The sequence below is a fragment of the Paraburkholderia sp. RL17-381-BIF-C genome (assembly GCF_046026435.1).
Taxonomy (GTDB): Bacteria; Pseudomonadota; Gammaproteobacteria; order Burkholderiales; family Burkholderiaceae; genus Paraburkholderia.
Window position 1 is genome coordinate 17286 of the sequence record NZ_JARESX010000072.1, and the last position, 17558, is coordinate 34843.

The following is a 17558-nucleotide window of genomic DNA, read 5'->3' on the forward strand; positions in this document are numbered from 1 at the left end:
TACGTTTGTTATGTTCGATGCTAGCCTAGCGATGAACTGCAATTAACACCAACGGAGAACTACGTTCAAGGATCGAGGCGACGCACGTACAGAATGAAGAATCAAGTCAGCTGTATGCGACGGCGACTCACGAGTGTCTGCCCGGTTGCGTTACGGAAAGGCCCTCTGTTCGACGGTCACGGTACCCATTGACATTTATCTGGTTACCGTGAAACACCGACGCGTACGTGGCCGCCTTTTAGAACGACAGACAAACCTTGCCGAAGTGTTTGCCAGATGCCTGGTGCCTGAATGCGTCGGCGATCTCGTCAAGCGGATAGCTACTGTCGATTATCGGCTTGACGCCAGTTGCGTCGATCCCGCGGATCATGTCGATCTGATGCCTGCGACTGCCGACAATTAACCCTTGCAGTGTCTGCTGACGGCGCATCAGTTCGCCAGTCGGCACCTGCCCGACAAGGCCCGTCAATACGCCAATCAGCGCAATGTGGCCACCGATCCGGCAAGCCCGGATCGACTGTCCAAGCGTGTCGGGACCACCGACTTCGACCACGTTGTCGACACCGCGACCGTTCGTGATCTCGAGTACTTTCGCGGCCCAGTCGGCGTCGCGCTTGTAGTTGATCAGGTGGTCAGCTCCGAGCGCCTGGGCCTTCGCGAGTTTCTCGTCCGACGACGACGTCGCAATTACCGTAGCGCCCATCAGTTTGGCGAACTGTAGAGCGAAGATCGAGACGCCACCCGTACCCTGAACTAGCACCGTGTCGCCTGCTTTCAGCGCGTCGTCAACAACGAGCGCACGCCACGCTGTCAGGCCCGCGGTGGTCAATGTCGCGGCCTCCGCGTGACTATAGCCTCGCGGCGCGTGTGTGAACCATTGAGCAGGGCGGACAACAATTTCGCGGGCGTAACCGTCGACACCATCGCCTGGGGTGGTCGAAAAATCGGCGAGCGTCGGGCCGCCGTCGAGCCAGTAGGGGAAAAATGTAGATACGACTGCGTCGCCCACGGCGAATTCGGTCACACCATCGCCGATCGATTCGACAACGCCTGCACCATCCGACATCGGAATACGCCCGTCTTCGGTCCGTAGTCGTCCGGTGACAACACCGAGGTCATGGGCGTTCAGTGAGTTCGCGTGGATGCGCACACGGATTTCGCCGGGGCCGGGGGCACCTGGATCGACAAGATCCGTGCTTTTGAGGTTTTCCAGCCCTGCCGGCTGGGCCAAGATAATAGCGTTCATGAAAGGAGCTCCTGATGGTCGGTTGATGGACGTGCAATGCTTGATCTGCCATCAGCCAAAGAGACAATTGCGTGCATTGTTCGCGGGGCGTCTGTCATCACATCGAGATTGTCCGACTCTGCATCGATTATCGCAAGAAGGTACAATTATCGCTGGTACGATCATTTATGTAGGTATCCACGCAATGCGACCGAAACGTTTGGACAGTAAGAGCGGCTGCGCCGTTGAAGTCACGCTCTCCGTAATCGGAGGCATTTGGAAGCCGGTAATCCTCTTTCATCTGCTGCGTGAGAAAAAGCGATTTATGGAGCTCACACGACTAATGCCGAACACGACGCAGCGCATGTTGACCCTTCAGTTGCGGGAACTTGAATCTGACGGCATCGTTGCGCGCCATGTCTTCCCTCAGGTGCCCCCGAAGGTCGAATACGAGTTAACGCCCTTCGGCGAGACCCTCGCGCCGGTATTACTCAGCCTGAGGGAATGGGGCGAGTCTTACCAGGCGCACGGAAAGAAAGACGTCGCACAAAGTGCGGCAGTGTCGAAAGCCGCGGGGACAGGCAAGCGCGGGACAAGCGCAACAGGACGGGCCGCCTGAACAGACTATTTATCGAAGCAGCCGATGTTCGTTCTGTTCGCGCTGAGTGACTTGCGACCCGAAACGTTTTGACGGCGTTAGCCGCGAGTGTCAAATGAATGGAGGGACAATTTTGCTTTCGTTGCGTTTCACCTATTTATAGGGCGTTGGACGCCATCAAACGAATGAGATGCCCGGTTGCTCAGTCACCGATCGATGTATCGCGGTCGCTCCCTTCGGTGCCTGCTGAGTCGGCTACATGCGGGTGACATCGTAGACCGCGTCGGCAAATGCCTTCGGCGCTTCCTGCGGCAGGTTGTGACCGATTCCGCCGTCAACATTACGATGTTGATACTTGCCGGTGAACTTCTTCGCGTAGGTGGCCGGCACAGGGTGCGGCGCACCATTCGCATCGCCCTCAAGCGTGATGGTCGGAACAGAAATGGTCGGCGCCAATGCCAGCCGAGCTTCGAGGGAGTCGTATTGCGGCTCGCCTTGGGCCAACCCTAAGCGCCAACGGTAGTTATGTATCACCACGGCGACGTGATCCGGATTTTTGAACGAATCGGCCGAGCGCTCGTAGATCGCATCATCGAACTTCCATTTGGGCGACGCGAGATGCCAGATGAGCTTGTTGAAGTCATGGCAATTTTCCCGATAACCTTCGTAACCACGCTCTGTTGCGAAATAAAACTGATACCACCACTGAAGTTCGGCATTTGGAGGCAGTGGTGACTTGCCGGCTGCCTGATTGCCGATCAGATAGCCGCTCACCGAGACCAACCCTTTAACCCGTTGTGGCCAAAGCGCGGCAATTATATTGATAGTGCGGGCGCCCCAATCGAATCCTGCCAGGGTTGCTTGTTCGATCTTCAATGCATCCATCAACGCCAGGATGTCAATTGCCACCACGGACTGCTGTCCATTTCGAGGCGTATCGGGTGAAAGGAAATGCGTCGAACCGTAGCCGCGGAGATACGGGATGATTACCCGATGGCCTTTTGAAACGAGTAGAGGCGTGACCTCGGCAAAGCTAAAAATATCGTATGGCCAGCCGTGCAGCAGAATGACGACTGGGCCGTTTGGCGGCCCGGCTTCAGCGTATCCTATGCTAAGTGTCCCCGCGTTGATCTGCCGAATGTCGGCGAACAGGTCCGGGCCCGGCGTTGTCATTTGCGCACCTACTGCTTCGCGTGTAGGAAGTTGCATCAGACTGACAGCAGCGATCGTTGCCCCAAGCAAATGACGGCGCCGAATATCAATTTGATCTGGCATGATGTTTCTCCTTAAAGTATCCGGTTTGGTCATGCGGGTTCTACCGTTCGCGAAACATTGTCGTGTCACTGGCGGCACGAGCGAAAGAAGTCATCAATTCACACCCTCCATAACAGTATATTTTCGAATAGAACTCCATGACATTCTCATCAAGAGAAGATCTGAAGCTAACGGAAATACTGGAAAATATGGTGGCGGACAGAGACTCTCGGCAATATGGCGGAAGTGACAAGTCGGGATATCTGCCAAGCCAAATCGAAGTGCTAATTTCCGTTGTCGTGGATTGTGAGGTTGTTCCTCACGGAGGTTACTCCGGAGACTCCTTCAGCTATCGAACCAGCCTCGTCGATTTGCGACGCGTCCGTAACCGATCCGGCCAGTGTTACTGCACCATTTTTTGTCAGAGCATTGATGTTCATAGTGTCGACGCCCCCCTTGTGAAGCGCCCGTATCACCGTTTTGCTCAATGCCAGATTCGCCTTCCTGATAGAAGACTTCGAGGTGCTCTGCGTTGCCGGCGATGTCTCTGTTGTGCCATTCTCTTGTGCCCACGCATGGACGGAAGCGAAAACGATCAATCCAATACTGACAGCTTTAATCGTTCTGATAGCGTTCATAATCTGCTCCAATGTCAATTAACTCTCGGAAGACCATTGAATGGTTCATTCGTAATGCTATTTAAACGGTGGTGCCGCGTCTGTGGTCACCGGTGTGTGCTTGGCTTGGTGCCAGTCTTTGATTTTTACCAACAACTTCTTTCAGAGCTTTTAGGCGGAGAGGCCTGAGCGGAAAGGGTCACGTGTTCTTGAATCGACCCTCCGCCGCGGATTCAGGTTGGCAATAGCTCGCCAGTTTGCTCATGGACGATGAAATCAGCGTACCAGTCTGCCCAATTTTCATCGTGCTCTCCTGTTACGGCTTCGTGCGCCCCGTGCGCGGCCGCCGCACGGCGGAGCGCACTCGCTAAGTCCGTTGTCGATGAGAACGTCGTACCGTTATGCACCCTTCCAGGAAGTCGTTCAGTCACCCCCTGGAAAACCCACCCGTTGCCGTCAGGGTCGTTAAACGCAGCGAAAGAGCCATAACTTGTCCGCGCCGGATGCGGGCCGTGCACGCGTCCTTCCTCGCCTGCATGATGAAATACACCTCCTACGTCGTGGAAGATCGTGCTCACATTGACGCCGCGATCTATGAGTTCTGTTCGAGCCGTTTCAACGTCAGAAACAATCAGGTGAAGTCCTTGCACTGATCCCGGCTTCTCTGTTGTGACTCCTTTTCCAAAGAGAACCGAGCAATGCGAACCTGGCGGCGTAAAGTGCACGACACGAAACTGATCGTCCTTCGTAATGTCGACGTCGAGCTTCCAGCCCAACCCGGCGTAAAACTGCTTCGCGCGATCGATGTCCGACACGGGGATGACGACTACCTCAAGCTTCATGTCGACGGTGCTGCCGCCTACGGTTGCAGCTGCGCTTCGGGATTGGTGGCTCATGTCAGATTCCTTTGAAAATGGGAAGTCTTGAGGATGGCGATGCAAACCGTAACCCGGATAAAGCATTTACGGACCGATTCCGCCATGTTGCGCATTATTGACGGGTCTGTGTCTGTTCAGAGATAACTGATGCCAGCACCATACGGTCCCAGTTTCCCGGAACACTTATTGCACTCCGTCTTGGACGGAAGACCTTCTCGCCACAAGCTATGGGGCGGCCAGAAAGAGCGCAGGAGCCAGCAACACGCGCCAGCCCCAGACGCCAAAGCTGTTCAGCGTAGTATCCCGTCTGAGAATCGCTCCAGCAGATGCTCACCGTGTGAACGGAGAGTACTTCCTGTACAGAGATTCGCGACGGACAAGGAATCGGGTCTGCGCGACGGAACGCCTCCTGAGGCATTCGTTTACGGCGGCGGAATTTTCTCTCGTAAGAGCTTTTCACGGGCAGTCCCGTCGTTACTTGTTCGGGACGAAGCAGATTAAGAAGAGCCCGTTCAACGATGTCTTTATTGCTCGCGTATGCCATCATTCACCTCGAAGGTAATTTTTATCCCCGTGAGATATGCTTATTATTTCACTCGGTGCAAGGTCCGGTCCGGCTGGCTTGTATCGGAGGCATGGTGGACGGGCTCGTCCAACTTAGTATCTGGGCCGGGGATCCGCGTCCATGCCATCACTGTCACTCGCGCGTCACGAAAAGCTTTTCCAATTGCTTGGCCGTCTTGAATAAAGCATCCACGACACTAAGTTAAGCCGCCATCGTTAGATTGACTATTCGACGAACGGCTGCCGTTTTGGCCTAGGGCACACGCTCCGTCATACGTCGGTATTAGCAAATTATTCATGGCGCCTAGATCCGTCTGGCAAGAGCTAGTGCGTTTGTCAACTTTACGTACAGTCGGCCGATCGGCTAAACCGTCTGTTGGTTTCGAGTCGGCGGCGGTTGTGCAAGAAGTGGATTGGAGGTCGACGCGCCTAGCGCTCGAATATTTGTCAGATGAATGGTGCCGCACCGTGACCCGGCCGACAAACTGATGCGTCAAAAGACATGCATGAGCGGATCACAGGGTGGAAGCACAAAATGTGGCGGCAGGCTCGCGCATTGATTACCATATTGAAAGCGCAACGTTGAAATCAAGTAAAAGTGTCCATCTCAAAGACTGAGCCATGAAACAGGATAGCCGTGGTGCAGGAAGGGAACCCTTGCCGAAATCGCTTGTGTATGTGATCGATGACGATGAGCACGTTCGAGGTGGCTTAACGTCGTTGCTCATGTCCGTCGGAATACAGGTGCGGGCGTTCGAATCGGCAGACGATTTCCTCGCCGCGGAGATGCCGGCGGTTCCAAGTTGTCTTATTCTGGATATCCGGCTGCAAGGTGCAAGTGGCTTGGCCCTGCAGGAGGAGTTTTTCAAAGAAAGTATCCGCTTCCCGATTGTGTTTCTTACCGGACATGGCGACATAGAGATGTCGGTGAAAGCAATGAAAGCTGGTGCTTTCGATTTCATGACAAAACCATTCAAGGATCAACAACTCATCGATACCGTTGCCGCAGCTTTGAGAAGAGACGGTGAGTCGAGGCGGAAAGAGAGTCTTGTTGCCGACACGCGTGCCACGTATGGATTGCTGACAATCCGGGAGCAGGAAGTTATCAGTTTGGTCGCCCAAGGGCTTTTAAATAAGCAGATCGCTGACTCATTAGGCGTGAGCGAACCCACTGTCAAGATTCATCGGGGACGAGCGATGCAAAAGCTAGGTGTGCGATCCGTGGTCGATCTCGTTAAAAAGTTGCAGCAGATGGCACCCGTGCGCTAGGAAGCAAGAGGGACATTTCTGCATTTTCATGCTTTTGGCGTGTTTTAGCGGGAGGTACCTCTCCATAAAATACTTTTCTCTATTCGGTCGTTCGAAAGTCTATTTGTATAATTCCAAGGTCGTATTGGCGTCCTGTCTGCTGGACTGTAACTTGCCCTGAGGAATCAGACTGAGACAGATCCGGGGAGGTCGGACTCCAGATGAGATCGAAACGCTCTTCTGTATTGATCGGGGTGGTGGACGACGACGAATTTGTCCGAATGGCGCTGTCAAGTGTGCTTCGTTCGGTCGGCTGGCGGGTTATTGTTTATCCCTCGGGCGAAGGACTTCTCGGTGATTCGCGCCGGTCAAAACTGAAGCTCGTAGTCGCCGATATCCAGATGTCCGGCATGGATGGATTTGCGCTGCTGGAGGCGATCGCATCATGGAAGCGGCCCGTCCCGGTCATTTTTATTTCAGCTTACGCGACGCCGCAGGTTTCCGAGCGGGCGGAGGCTCAAGGCGCCGCCGGCATTCTCGGTAAGCCGATCAACCATACGCGGTTGCTGGCACTGATCGAAGAGATTATGGAGCAGTAGCGTTGCAAAGGCCTCTGCGCAGCGGGAGTAACACCGGCAAGCCCGAGGGTAAGTTCGGCTCGAGATGCGGGTGCGATACGCCCTTCATCATTTGGAGTCTACCGGAGCGGGCAGGCCGTCGCTTCGCCGGGCGTCACGTTGCGTGGGAAGTGTGAACTGGAAGGTGGCACCTTTGACAGGATTCGGCGTTACCCACAAGCGTCCACCGTGGCTCTCGACGATCGAGCGACAGATCGACAAACCCATTCCGAGGCCATTTGGTTTCGTCGTAAAAAAAGCTTCAAAGATGCTGTGGAGGTGCCCGGCAGCGAAGCCGGGGCCAGAATCCTGCACACTCACGCAGAGTTCTTCGGCGTCCGTTTTGCCGGTTCGAATGAGCAACGTCCGCTCTCCGTCGTTCGTCGCGTCCATTGCTTCAAGAGCATTGATTATGAGGTTCAGCATCACCTGCTGCAGTTGTACGCGGTCGCCGTAAATATGAGGCAAGCCGTCGGTCCGCTCGATCATGAGATCGACACCGTGCTTGTTGACTTCACCTCGCATGAATGCGACTAGTTCAAGAATTGTTTTGTTGATGTCGATGGCATCTTCTCGCGGAGATTCCTTTTTGAAAAATGCCCGGGTTCGCTCGACGATGTCATCGGCACGAATGCTGTTCACGATGATCTGGTCGAACGCCTTACGCACCTCGGCAAGATTGCGTGGCTTGACTGTCATCCAGCGCACGCCTGCGGTGGCATAAGACGCAATCGCAGTGATAGGTTGCTTCACTTCGTGCGCGATCGATGCCGATAGCTGGCCCATCGTCGCGACGCGGTTCGCGTGCGCCAGTTCTGCCTGTACCTCGCGATAGCGCCGCTCGCTCTCGCGGACTTTTTCTTCGGCCTCCTTGCGCTCGGTCAGATCGAGCACGAAAGCTACACTTTCATTGCTGCCTCCTTCGAAAGTCGCTGCGCCGATCATGACGGGCACGCGACGGCCATCCTTGCCGATAAGCTCCTTCTCATAGGTCTTCGCGCGTCCCGTCTGCGCAGTCTCCGCCAGAGCCCTTTCGTCGAATTCGCGCCATTCTGGCGGTGTCAGGTCCCTCCAGCGCAGGGAACCTGCGACAAGATCCCCTCGCTCGTGTCCGAGCATACGAAGAAATGCGTCATTGGCCTCGAGAATGAAACCCTCGGCGTTCCAAAGAAAAATCCCAATGATATTAGCGTCGACCAGGCGCCGGATTTTCCCTTCACGCTCCGCGAGGTCACGGTACAAACGGGCATTGACAAGCGAAATCGCGGCTTGCGAGGCCACTAGCTTCAGTACGGCAATCCGGGTCGGGCTGAACGCGCGTGCAGTCAGATTGTTCTCTAGGTAGAGTGTGCCCGCGAGCTTGGCCTGGTTCATCAGGGGCACGCAAAGAATCGATCGCGAGCGGTGCTCCCGGATGTAGGTGTCTCTCGCAAACGGCGACGCAGCCGCAGCATCGTCGAGAAAAACGCTCTCGCTCGTGCGCAGGACGTGATTGATGACCGACTCGGGCAGCATCGCCGCGCTTACGGATACATCGCAAAGTCGTAACTGGGTCGCATCGCCGCTAGTCGTCGCTTCGGCAACGATTCGTTGCTCACTACCGTCCGGCAGGATCAACAAACCCCGCTCCGCTCCCGCCTGCTCGATTGCCGTACGCATGATCATGTCGATCAGCCTTTCCAGAACGATGTCGCTCGACGCGGCCTGAGACACTTTGATCACGGTCGCGAGATCGAGGTGTTCGACGGGCGCTGCGATTGTCGTCGTCGGACCTAGGGCTGGCTCGTCCGTCCTCAGATACGGATAGTGTTCCTCGAGTTGCCGTACTTTCCCCTCGGCCCCCCAACGTAGGTAGCCATAGCGAGCCTCCTGCAGATACACGCGGGCTATTTTCCTGAACCCGCGTGTCGCGTAAAAGTGAGATGCCAGTTCATGGGCGAGCGCCTCAATGTGGACAAAACCACTTTCCTGTGCCAAGCAAATCGCCTGTTCGTAAAGCTCTTCGGCATCGACCACGCGGCCATCAATGCGGGCGATCTCGGCGCCGATTAGCGCGGCGCGGCTCCCGAAATTCTCAGGACAGTTTCCCGCCCACAGCTGATGTAGTCTGTGATGTTCGGCAGTGGCCTCCAGGTGCTTTTTTCGCTCGTCGGCCGGGAGGGTGTCGCAAAAGGATAACTCAGCCAGCGCACCGTAGAAGTGATACTCGGCTTCCTCGAAGAATGCAGATGAGGTCCACAGCAGCGGCTGTGCCTTCGCTTTGGCATACATGGCCGCCGTATAGTCGCCGGCAAAATATCGCCCCTGCATTTTCCGAATCCAGTACCAACATTCAGCGAGTGCGTGATCTGGGTTCGCGGAGAGATAGGCTTCAAAGCGAATCTCATGGAACTGCTCATCGTCAAAGCATCCGAACATCGACGTCAAGCCGCGTAACATCCGGATCAGCGCAAGCTGCGCGGTGATCATGGCAATGACCACACCGAATCGCACGCTCTCCGCGTACGCAAGGCCTCGTTGCGCTTCGATTTGTATATCGGGTAGTTGCTCACCGGCGAAAATCAGGTCTGAATTATGGCAGTTGCCCGCGTACGCACCGTAAGAGAGGTCTCCGATCTGATTCGCGGCCGTGAAAGCTCGGTCGACTAGTTCATAGCAAATCCGCACTGGTTTTACCCAGCGCGCAGTAAAGACCGAAAAGCAGAGAAAGGTCTTTGCTTCAAAGCGCTTGAGCCCTCGTCGGTCGACGAGGTCGCACCCGAGTTGACCGAAGCGACATGCTGCCTCGTAGCCACCGAAACCCAGCGCGGCCACTCTGCCGAGGCTGACATAGAGCACACATGAAGCATCGCAATTTCCCCGCTCGATGCTGAGACTGATCGCCTTGCAGATTCCCAATGCAGCCAGGTTCGCGTCCGTCTGCACGGCAGGGGCGAAGAGCTTGCTCAGAGCCTCAAGGGTCCCGAGCGAGGCAGCATCCTCCATTAAGGGGAGATCGACGAGTTCTTCTATGGTCCGGTGCCCAAGCTGCGCCCAGATTTGCTCGTACTCGCTTTGCACCTCGTCATCGGTCGGATGGGGGGACCATTTGATGCCGACATGCGCTAGGAAGGCGAGACAAACTGCGACGGAGAGATCGCTTCGATCGAGCACCAAGTAAACGTCCATATGCAGGCACGCAACGAAAGCCTTTTCGACTGTCGTCGCGGCGCGTTTTGACAGGGCCATCAAGCGCTGGTCCGCGGCCAACAGCTGTCCGGTCAAAAATTCGCATTCGGCTCGGTTAAGTTCTAGTGCAAAGATCAAATCATGCTGGTGGTCCCAGCATTCGTCGCTCAAAAGTTCCACACCTGTGACAAGATAGGTCAGCGCGGAGGCATAGGCTGTCGACGCTTTCGCCCGCTGGCCGGCAAGCAGGTTGAATCCCGCAATTTGCTCCCGCTCTTCGCGCGAAGTGACTAAGGCCGCGCCGCGATTCAGCTGACCGACGATCTCGAAGATTGCCTCCTCCCGCCTTTCCGGGAGGGTCTGCTGTGCAAGCAGCCTCCCGATCTGCAGATGGATCTCGGCGCGCGAGGCTTGGGGAATCAGTGAATAGGCGGCTTCATGAACCCGATCGTGAACAAACCTGTAGGCCCCGTCAGACTGCTCAACCAGTTCTTGACGAATGGCTTCCCACAGTGCCGCGTGCACCTCGGCCTCCGGGGTGCCGAGTGTGGCCGAAAGCGTCGCGATTTGGACGACGTTTCCGAGACAGGCAAGTTGCTCCAACGCGTTTAGTGTCTTGGCTGGAAGGCGGGTCAGCTTGCCGACCATCAAGTCCACGACGTTGTCGGTGTACCCTTTGGCGTGAATGCGCTCACGATCCCAGCGCCAACGCATTGAGTCAAAATCAAGGGCAAGCAGTTCCTCTTCGACAAGCGCGTGCAGAAACTGAACCACGAAGAACGGATTGCCGGCGGTCTTGTCGTGCACCAGCTGAGCCAGAGGCTCGATATGTTCTCGGCCGCAGCGAAGTGCCTCCGCGATCAACTGCTGTATGTGCCCGCTGGCGAGCGGCGCCAGCGTAATTTCAGCGATCCTGGCACCAGTGTGCGCGATTGCCTGGAGCTTGACCATCAGCGGATGCGTGTCGTTGACCTCGTTGTCACGGTAGGCGCCGACAAGCATTAGGTGTCGCAGTTCAGAGCCGGTCAGAAGATCCTCGAGCAGGTCAAGCGTCGCCGCATCGAGCCACTGCAGATCGTCCAGAAACAGCGCGAGTGGATGCTCTGGCCGGGCAAAGACTCCGATGAAGCGCCGGAAGACGAGCATGAAACGGCTCTGGGCCTGTTGCCCGTCAAGTACCGGTACAGGCGGGGGCTCGCCGATGATGTGTTTCAATTCCGGGATCAGGTCGGTCATGAGGCGCGCATTGGGCTCCAGCGTCTTCAGCAACTCGTCGCGCCAGCTTGCGAGTTCAGTTTCGGGCTTGCCAAGAAGCGGCCGGACCAGGCCCCGAAATGCCTGTACCAGCGTCGAATACGGGACGTCGCGCTTGTACTGGTCGAATTTTCCTGCCGCGAAGATTCCACGCGGTGGCACCAATATCTTGTGCAACTCATTGACCACCGAGGATTTGCCAATTCCGGAATAGCCGGAAACCAGCACCATCTCCGGCGCGCCGCTTATGACGATGCGGTCGAACGCGGCGGCGAGGGTGTCAACCTCGTGTTCCCGTCCGTACAGTTTCTCGGGTATCTGCAGCCGGTCGGATATATCGTGTTGTTCCATCGGGAATATATGGACGCGGCGCTCACGCTCCCAATCAACGAGGCAGTGCTGCAGATCATGCTCAACGCCCCCTGCAGTCTGATAGCGCTCCTCAGCCGTCTTGGCGAGCAACTTCATGACGATTTGGGAGAGCACAAGCGGGACGGTTTCAACCCGAATATTGGGTGGCTCCGGCTGTCTGGCGATATGGCAGTGGACCCACTCCATGGGGTCGGCAGCCGCAAAGGGCAGTTCGCCCGTCAACATCTGGTAAAGCGTGACGCCGAATGCGTAGAGATCACTTCGGGAATCAATCGAGCGATTCATGCGGCCAGTCTGCTCTGGCGCCATGTAGGCGAGGGTGCCGGCGATAGTCTCGGGCGGCTCAGGCGCCTGTCGCTCACGTAGTAGCCGGGAGGCGAGACCGAATCCCGTGAGCCGCGCTTGCCCGTCGTTACAATTGACGAGGATATGGGTCGGCTTGAGATCTTTATGAACAAGGCCGCGCTGATGAAGTTTACCCAGCGCCGCAGCAATGCCCACGGCAAGCCGCAAAAAATAACCTATTTCCATCGGCGCGCCGAGCAACCGCGCGAGTGGCTCACCGCCAGGATCATCCAACACAAGCGAGCGGCGGGCGCCTTCGTGCACCAGTTCCCGCGGCCGCACTGCCCACGCGCTATCAAGTTCATCCTTCAGGCCAAACTCGTGGTTGAGTCGGTCAACGCTAGCTGGCAACGGATGTTCGGAAGCAGGGCGCGCGAGCAATACGCTATGGTCGCCGTCCTCGAATGGTTGGTGTCTCCGATAGAAGACTCGCTCGCCATCATCCCACAATATGTGCAATGTGCTATCCATCGGCGCTTAGCCCTATCCGGACAAGTATTTGCTACACGCTATCGTTAGAGTACCATCATTTTTTCCGATTTTGACACTGCGCGGCGCACCGAGCGAGGCCCTATTGAGCCTGCTAAAAATTCGAGTTCGAACAGCGACGCGTGCTGGCCAATGGCGAGTGTTTACTGGGGATCAAGCTGGCTGAGGCAGCGGCGGGACTCAGCACATCGCGACCAATCAAATTCCGTAACTACGGCGCAAACCGGACGGTCTGGCGCACAGAACCGGGGCACCTGATTCGTGGATACGATTGATTTACCCGTCGGCCATCGTTATCGCGATCGCCGAAAGAAAAGCTCGATTGCGTCCGGGTGAACCGGTGGGACTCACGCCCGATGATTTCCAATCAGGCGGTAGAGACCTAGCTGATGTCTGTCACCATGCAATACGGTGTTTCTCGTCAGTCTCGCGGTGCCGGCGGTCGTCGTCGACGTGAAGGTACTGACTGGTTGTCGTCAGTGACGCATGCCCGAGGTTATCGCGCACGAGTCGTAGATCTAGCTGTTGATCCGCCATGTGAGACCCTGCGCTGTGACGAAGCCAGTGTGCCGATGCCTGCTCGAGGCGGTCCGCGCGCTGTGCGTGCTCTTCACCACGCGCACGCAGGGATTGCGCCGCACCGCTAAAAACATCCTTCACGATTCGATGCAACGCAGCGCGCGTGAGCGGTTTGAGCGATTGGCCGATCGGCAGCACCAGCGGCGTCTCCTCGCCCGGCGAAGGCAGCGCTGGCAGTCCTCGCGCCCGCCGGTATGTGTCCAGTTCCGTCATCATTTCCGCTGTGGCGGGAACCAGCCGCTCCTTGCCACCTTTGCCCACCACTTCGAGCCACCATCGATCCTTGCCGCTTTCGTCACCGCGACGAAAAAACCGTCCCATCGTGTTCGTGCTGACCTCCGTAATCCGTAGGCCGCCCAGATAGAGGAGGGTAAATAGCCACCGAACGCGTGCGTGGTGTTCGCGCTCGCGATCAGTCTGCGTCGACATGCCCTGAATGAATGTTTTGACATCGAACCACAGTTCGGGCGACAGATACCGGACGATGCGCGGTCTGGTGCGTCGGGCACGCTGACGCGAGAGCGACAGCGGATTGCCGGCCAGATAACCGGCCTGCACGAGCCACGCAAACATGACGTTGAGGATCACCATCGCCTGTCGCTGGCTCGATTCGGACAGCGGCCCGTAGAAAGGCCGCCAACGCAGATCGTTGCGGGGGTGCTTGCGTCCGCCCTCGGCGCTCCACCGGGCGGCGGGCTGGGGGTCGGCGAGAAAGTGCTGGTAGACAAGTAGATCCTCGTGCGTGAGCGAGGAGAGTGGCTTTCCGAGCTGCAGGACGGACCATAGCAGCAGCCGTTCGGCTTCCTTGCGGTAGTTGTCGAATGTCGTTTTTGTTTCGACAAAGCGGGCGAGCCACGCTCGAGCCGCGTCTAGATCCGTGCTGGCCGCGACCTGCATGCGGCCGCTTGCGCGGTTCGTGCCATGACGGCCATCGAGGTCGTCTGGCAGTTCAAGCGCATCGATCGGGCGCGGAGTGGGCAGGGCGGTTTTCATGTTTGAAGAGGCGGACGTCCGGATTTCTGGCTCAGCGTAATTATGCGTACAGGCAGCACCAAGGAAGTTAACATTATAGCCATAATGTCAAAATTATCCGTTATATGAATTGGATATTTGACGGTTTACGTTATATTATTTATTGAATTTCACTGAAACCGCACCCATGTCCGACGTCCTGCCCGATGAAGCCCGCCTCGCCCCCGAAATCGACCGCCTGAAGGCCGCATTCCCGAAGACCCGCGAGCTGTACCGCGAAGTCTGCGCGCTGCTGTTCTTCCGCTTCGGCATCACGCCGACCGCGAACCGGCTGTACCAGCTGGTGAAGCGCGGCAGCATGAGTACGCCGACTCAGGTGCTCGGGGAGTTCTGGGTTGAGTTGCGCGAGAAGAGCAGGGTGCGGATCGAGCATCCCGATCTGCCGGCGGAGTTGCAGGCGGCGGCCGGAGAACTGGTTGCGGCGCTGTGGACGAAGTCCACCACATCAGCGCAGGCGGCGCTCGAGGCACTGCAGGCTGATGCCGAAACCGAGAAGGCCAGCGCGCGCAACGAGGTAGCGTTGCTGCAGGCCGAGCTCGAGCGGACCGAAACGGCGCTCGAGCAGCGCACCGGCGCGTTGCTGGCGGCACAGGTGCGCATTCAGGAGCTTGAGCAGGCGCAGGCCGCCGGGGAGGCGACGCGCGAGGCGCTCGAGACTGAAATCGCGCGACAGCAGGACGAGATCGGCGCGCGTGACCGGGCACTGGTGCAGGCGAGGGCGGATTTTTCGGTTGAACTCGACAAACTACGGAGCAGCGCGGAACTCGCAGGAGAGCGTTTGCGGGCTGCCGAGAAGCGGGCGCTGCTTGAGATCGAGCGCGAGCGGGGCGTGAGCGCGCGGTCCCAGAAGGAGCTTGAGGCGGCCGCGCGCAGGGCGGAGCAGGGCGAGGCCCGGCACCGGCAGGAAATCCAGGCGCTGCAGGTTCAGCTTGGCGACGCGCGTCATCGCGCAGGCGTCGTGGAGGGAAATCTGGAGGCGCTTCGCAGCTCGAATGTGGCATACGTCAGGGAACTCGACGCGCTGAGATTGCAACTCGCGACCACCGTCGCAAACCAGGCGGCGACGCGGAAGCGCCCGCTATCCTCTCTCGAGACCAGCAAGCCTCGCCGCGCTGCACCTAAGGTCGCGACGAGGAAGCGATCGCCATCCTGATTCTAGTGTCGACCCGTAACGTCGCTGGACCGGTGCCATCGGGCGCCCGCCGCTGTGCCACCGGGTTTTCCGAGGTAAATGTAACCCAACGTAACTGTTCCGAACAGGTGCGGAATTAAGTGTTGGGCTCCGCCGCGTTTAGAAGGCAAGCTGCCGGTGTCGGCCATTTTGAGCCGGTCGCCTGCGCCGCGCAAGGGACCGTCGCTCCGGCTAAACCGGTCGTTCGTCGATAGCGGCGTCTCCGACGCCCGCGCCTGCATCCTTCACTGACAAATCTTTTACGAAGACTGTGAAGTGGGCAAATGGCACTTGATTGCGCAATCAGTTGCTTGGGCGAACTGGCATAAACCGCGCTTTTTACTTTTGACTCACCGTTGCGATTGATACCTGCGAGGTCGAATGGTCTAATAATATTTCGTCAGAAGTATGCAGGCCTCAGCCGGTGGCAGCCAAGACTGAAGGAAAAGCCATGCCCCAAGCAATGTTCAACGTGTTTGAGGCGCTGTCAGCGTGGGGCAAATCGCTTCCCGCCTGGCAGCGTCTGCTCTTGAGCAAGCTGGTTGCAACGGTCGAACTGACCGACGAAACCATTGACCAAGTATTCGCCGAATACCTCATCGACCAGAAACTTGCAACAGCCGACGCAGAACGCCCGAAATGGGACATGGCGTTGCCAGAGCTCGACGACGGCGAGCCTTCAGTAACCAGTACGTTGACGGCAATGACGGGCATGTCTGGGGTCAATGCGCTGCTGACCGGCGAGACGCTGACTTTCGGCCCCAAGCTAACAGTAATCTACGGCCCGAATGGCGCGGGCAAGTCCGGATATGCGCGGGTACTGAAATCGGCCTGTTTCACACGCTCAAAAGACACCGGAATTTTGGGCGATGTGAAACTTGCAACGAATAAACAGCCGAAGCCAACCGCGACGTTTTCTTTCAACGACGGTTCCAGCGTTGCCTTTGTTTATCGCGAACCGTGCGAACGGCTGCGGGACGGTTTTGCTGTCTTCGACTCGACCTGCGTCCGAGTGCATCTGGATGAGCGTAATACCTTCCATGTGATGCCCTACCTGTTTGACGTTTTCCCGCGGATGGTTGCGGTCTTCAGCAAACTGCAGAGCAAATTGCGTGACGCGATCAAACAACGTACGCCATCGGCAGACAAGTTCGCAATCGAGGGCAGTACCTCGGAAGTGGCGATAGCGCTTAAATCTATCACCTCGCTGACTAATCTGGTTCGGCTGAAGGAACTCGCTGTATTTGGCGACATCGAGGAAGTCCGGCTGAAAGAGATCGAGAAGCAGCTCATCGAACTCAGGACCACTGACCCAAAGGAGATTATCAAGAAGAATGAGCAGCGTGTCGTCGATTTAAAGGCGGTGAAGGTGTCGCTTGCAGCCTTAGCGGCAACTGTGACGCCAGCTCTTGTGAAGAATATTGGTGACACCATAGGCAATACTCTTGCACTTGTCGAAAAGGGGACTGCGTTGTCCGCAGTCCAGTTCGGCGGCGAGCCGATTCAGCCGGTTGGAACTCCCGCGTGGCGCGATCTGCTGTCTGCTGCGATTGCGTACAACGACGAGGCCTACCCCGGCGACCCATTTCCATCTAAAGCTGACCGGGCGCGGTGCGTATTGTGTCATCAAGTGCTCGACGAAGACAGTGCTGACCGGCTGGCACGCTTCTATCGGATGGTTACCAGCGACACTGAGACACAGCTAGCAAGCGCCCGACGCGAACTCAAGGCTTATAGCGTGGCACTGAGCAAAGTTGGGCTGGAGTTCTTTGCCGCCGACAGCGCGGCTCGACGCACGTTGCGGGAACTGGACCTCGCACTGGAAGCGGACATTGCAAGTCAGGTGGATGGGTACAAGCTTGTCGTTGAAGCTTTGACACGAGCGGTGACAACCGAATCCTTTCCGGAATTCTCCTTGCTGGAATGTGATCCCGTCTCCGGGCGTGTCACAGCGCAGATAGAGCGCTTGGAACAGGACAACCAAAAACTGCAGTTGACCGATCCCAAAGCTCTGATTGAACAGCTTTCGTCGGAGCAACAACTGCTTAGCGATCGCAAGCTACTTGCTGAGCGGTACCAAGCCATCGCCGCCGTCGTTGGGGACCTGAAATGGGTGGCGAAGGCTGAACAATGTGTTCGGGCCTTTT

The 17558-nt window shown here is 57.2% G+C and carries 12 protein-coding genes; 5 read left to right on the plus strand and 7 right to left on the minus strand.

From position 1 onward, the window contains the following. Positions 1-238: 238 nt before the first annotated feature. A complete protein-coding gene (locus P0D70_RS30010) occupies positions 239-1246 on the minus strand; it encodes a zinc-dependent alcohol dehydrogenase family protein (protein ID WP_408187145.1) in 1008 nt (335 codons plus the stop codon). Positions 1247-1430: 184 nt separating this feature from the next. Between P0D70_RS30010 and P0D70_RS30015 the strand changes: the two genes are divergently transcribed. Continuing rightward, positions 1431-1844, plus strand: a complete 414-nt coding sequence (locus P0D70_RS30015; protein ID WP_408187156.1) for a winged helix-turn-helix transcriptional regulator — start codon at positions 1431-1433, stop codon at positions 1842-1844. A 234-nt stretch (positions 1845-2078) separates the two neighbouring features. Here the strand turns inward: P0D70_RS30015 and P0D70_RS30020 are convergent, their stop codons facing one another. From P0D70_RS30020 to P0D70_RS30035, 4 genes are all read right to left on the minus strand, one after another. Further along, positions 2079-3098, minus strand: a complete 1020-nt coding sequence (locus P0D70_RS30020) for an alpha/beta fold hydrolase (RefSeq protein WP_408187146.1) — start codon at positions 3096-3098, stop codon at positions 2079-2081. Between the two features lie 263 nt (positions 3099-3361). Further along, positions 3362-3715 (minus strand): BON domain-containing protein, encoded by a 354-nt coding sequence (locus tag P0D70_RS30025; protein WP_408187147.1) that lies wholly within the window; start codon positions 3713-3715, stop codon positions 3362-3364. A gap of 212 nt (positions 3716-3927) precedes the next feature. Then, positions 3928-4590 (minus strand): VOC family protein, encoded by a 663-nt coding sequence (locus tag P0D70_RS30030; RefSeq protein WP_408187148.1) that lies wholly within the window; start codon positions 4588-4590, stop codon positions 3928-3930. Positions 4591-4684: 94 nt separating this feature from the next. After that, on the minus strand, positions 4685-5119 hold the full coding sequence (locus tag P0D70_RS30035) for a DUF3331 domain-containing protein (RefSeq protein ID WP_408187149.1): 435 nt from the start codon (positions 5117-5119) through the stop codon (positions 4685-4687). A 638-nt stretch (positions 5120-5757) separates the two neighbouring features. Between P0D70_RS30035 and P0D70_RS30040 the strand changes: the two genes are divergently transcribed. Together P0D70_RS30040 and P0D70_RS30045 are read left to right on the plus strand one after the other, a co-directional pair. Beyond that, entirely contained in the window at positions 5758-6405 is a 648-nt protein-coding gene (locus P0D70_RS30040) for a response regulator transcription factor (RefSeq protein ID WP_408187150.1), read from the plus strand. A gap of 200 nt (positions 6406-6605) precedes the next feature. Beyond that, on the plus strand, positions 6606-6983 hold the full coding sequence (locus P0D70_RS30045) for a response regulator (protein ID WP_408187151.1): 378 nt from the start codon (positions 6606-6608) through the stop codon (positions 6981-6983). An 87-nt stretch (positions 6984-7070) separates the two neighbouring features. Here the strand turns inward: P0D70_RS30045 and P0D70_RS30050 are convergent, their stop codons facing one another. Continuing rightward, positions 7071-12611, minus strand: a complete 5541-nt coding sequence (locus tag P0D70_RS30050; RefSeq protein WP_408187152.1) for a trifunctional serine/threonine-protein kinase/ATP-binding protein/sensor histidine kinase — start codon at positions 12609-12611, stop codon at positions 7071-7073. A 414-nt stretch (positions 12612-13025) separates the two neighbouring features. Continuing rightward, a complete protein-coding gene (locus P0D70_RS30055; protein ID WP_408187153.1) occupies positions 13026-14201 on the minus strand; it encodes a tyrosine-type recombinase/integrase in 1176 nt (391 codons plus the stop codon). 166 nt (positions 14202-14367) lie between these two features. Here P0D70_RS30055 and P0D70_RS30060 point away from each other — a divergent pair, with 166 nt between their 5' ends. Continuing rightward, positions 14368-15393, plus strand: a complete 1026-nt coding sequence (locus P0D70_RS30060) for a DNA-binding protein (RefSeq protein WP_408187154.1) — start codon at positions 14368-14370, stop codon at positions 15391-15393. Positions 15394-15862: 469 nt separating this feature from the next. Then, positions 15863-17558 (plus strand): AAA family ATPase (locus P0D70_RS30065; RefSeq protein ID WP_408187155.1); only part of this gene is annotated, 1696 nt, incomplete at its 3' end.